The sequence below is a fragment of the uncultured Campylobacter sp. genome, from assembly GCF_938045535.1.
In the GTDB taxonomy this organism is placed as follows: domain Bacteria; phylum Campylobacterota; class Campylobacteria; order Campylobacterales; family Campylobacteraceae; genus Campylobacter_B.
The window spans coordinates 1-2,282 of record NZ_CALIMQ010000320.1 but is presented as its reverse complement, the minus strand read 5'-3'; the positions used below and the strand labels follow the sequence as shown (position 1 = coordinate 2,282).

Below are 2,282 nucleotides of genomic sequence, written 5' to 3'. Positions count from 1 at the left end.
CGAGTTTGAGCTTGTATTTCGTTTATATCCATAATGCAGCCCCTCCTCTTTAAATTTGTCCGTTATCGCACCGTTATTGCAAATTTTATTCTGCTCGCCGCGATCGCGCTTTGAGCTTTAAATTTTAAATCGAAATGTTTCTATTCCACCTGCCCGAGCTTTTTGAGATAGGCAAAAATTTTAGCGATCTCGATCATTTTATTTAGGCTTTCGAGCAGTTTTGCGCTTTGCGAGCTCGGCGCGGATTTGAAAATTTCGCTATTTTCAACGCCGATTACGAGGCTGTTTTCACCCAGATAAAGCTCAGTTTTGCCGAACAAATTTACGGTGATCGTCTGCATGTTTTCTAAAATTTTTTTGTTTTGCAAAAATGCGGCAGCAGCGGGATTGTTGAGATATACGTCAAACGACGCGCTTAGATGCGGGCTGTCTTTAAGCAGCTTAAGATCCGACGCGCCGAAGATAAACTCTCCGCGCGGTACGACTAAAATTTTGCTATCGAAAGTCTCGCTAAAATCGAATTTTGCAAAAAGCCCGTCGAAAATCGCCGTATCATCCTTTTTTTTGAGATGCAGAATTTTATCCAGCTCAAATACCCGATTTTCTCTGTTTTTATCGAAATCGCGACTTAGGCAGATGTCGCCGATTTTTATGCCAAATTCGGGCGTCTTGCCCACTATAGCGTGCTTGCAAGTGCATAGATTTGCCTCTTTACGGAGCGGATTTTTGTAAATTTCATCGAGTAAAAACGCGCCGAAAGGCTGAAAGGTAAGGCGCAGCTCCTTTGCGATCCAAAGCAAAAATTCGTTTTTAAAAGCCTCTTCACTGAGCGCTTCAAATTTACGCGAAATACGCACGGCTAGGTATTTGTAAGCAGGATAAGCAAGAGCTAGCAGTACCAATAAAAACAGGAACGAGAAATCTCCGAAATCCTTGCGCATAGCAATAAACAGCGCCAGTACTACCACTGCTACACCGCCGCGCGCCTTCCAAAGCGCCACATTGCGTGCTCCATCTAGTTTTTGCTTTTTTAATTCGTAAGAAACAAGGCTCATCGCTATCCCCGTGAGTGAAATTTGACGCTCATTATAGCGAAAAATGGGATTAAATCAAGCCATATGATAAGCGCGTTGCTATTTATAAGGCGGGTTTTTTCATAATAGCTCAAAAGCATATAAATCGCCGCCTTTTTCTCTGCATTTTACAATATCGCCGTATTTGAATTCTAAAATTTCATCCAGTTCGGATTCAAAATTCGTCGTATCGGTAATTTTAAAAATATATTGCGCGATTTGAACAGCCTTTACCGGGCGCCATACATCGATATCTTCGTTTAAAATTTTTATAAAAATTTCTTTATTGTTATTTGGAAATTCTTTATTCAATTCGTCAATAAGATGGTTTACATTCAAAACTTTTATAGGTTTTGCCATAAGTTTTGGAAGTTCAAGATCTTCCATCATCCACATATTGTTATTCCAAAATCTTTTTTCTTCCTTAGTTGCAGCAGAAAGTAATTCTCTATTTTGGATAGCAGATAAAACTCTTCTTACTGATTCTTCATTAAAATCTTTAGTCTTTATAGCTTGTAGTGGATATTGTTTAGCTACATCAACAAAAAAGCTTTCGGCAACTTTTTCTTTTTCTGCCAAAGCAGTCCATAAATACAACATGGATTCAATTGTTTCTAAATTTAATTCAATTTGTTTAATCATATAAGCCTCCGATAATATTTTGATAATTTACAATAAAATTTGTAAAATTTTTTATTACCATATATTACATTAAAAATTTTAATTCACAATGTAAAAATATAGTATAAAGTAATTGTAAACTTTTTTTATAAAAAAATCAATACTTATGTAATTTAGTTGTTGTAAATTTTAAAAAGTTTTGTTATACTTGTACGGTAAGTTATAGGAGGGGAGAATATGAATTCTAATACGTTAAAAAAAGTTGTGATTACGACATTAGCATCTATTGTAGTTTCTGCGGGTGTTTATTTTTTTATGGTGCCATATAATTTGACAATCGGAGGAACAGCTGGACTTTCAATAGCACTTTCAAAATTTTTTCCGGAAATATCTGTAGGGGTATTCCAACTTGGAATAAATATTATTTTATTTATCTTGGCGTTCTTGCTAATAGGTGCAGAATTTGGTGGACTGAGTATATATGCTACTATTGTCGTGTCCGTTTCACTTATCGGGTTTGAAAAAATGTTTCCGAATATTAAACCTTTAGTTGATACACCTTTTATGAGTATGATTATTGGAGTTGGA

Annotated in this window: 3 protein-coding genes; 1 reads left to right on the top strand and 2 read right to left on the bottom strand. The window is 35.9% G+C overall.

Annotated elements, in window-relative coordinates; all coding sequences use genetic code 11:
- Window positions 1-140: 140 nt before the first annotated feature.
- Both Q0095_RS09845 and Q0095_RS09840 read right to left on the bottom strand, forming a co-directional pair.
- A complete protein-coding gene (locus tag Q0095_RS09845; protein WP_177387312.1) occupies window positions 141-1,055 on the bottom strand; it encodes a DUF3137 domain-containing protein in 915 nt (304 codons plus the stop codon).
- A gap of 99 nt (window positions 1,056-1,154) precedes the next feature.
- Window positions 1,155-1,715: a hypothetical protein gene (locus Q0095_RS09840; protein WP_297883342.1), complete on the bottom strand. Its 561-nt coding sequence runs from the start codon at window positions 1,713-1,715 to the stop codon at window positions 1,155-1,157.
- Between the two features lie 216 nt (window positions 1,716-1,931).
- Here Q0095_RS09840 and Q0095_RS09835 point away from each other — a divergent pair.
- A partial coding sequence (locus Q0095_RS09835) for a YitT family protein (RefSeq protein ID WP_297883341.1) occupies window positions 1,932-2,282 on the top strand: 351 nt, incomplete at its 3' end.

Coding starts and splice junctions, on each gene's coding strand:
- Q0095_RS09845 (WP_177387312.1), bottom strand. CDS start 1,055: ATGAGCCTTGTTTCTTACGAATTAAAAAAGCAAAAACTAGATGGAGCA.
- Q0095_RS09840 (WP_297883342.1), bottom strand. CDS start 1,715: ATGATTAAACAAATTGAATTAAATTTAGAAACAATTGAATCCATGTTG.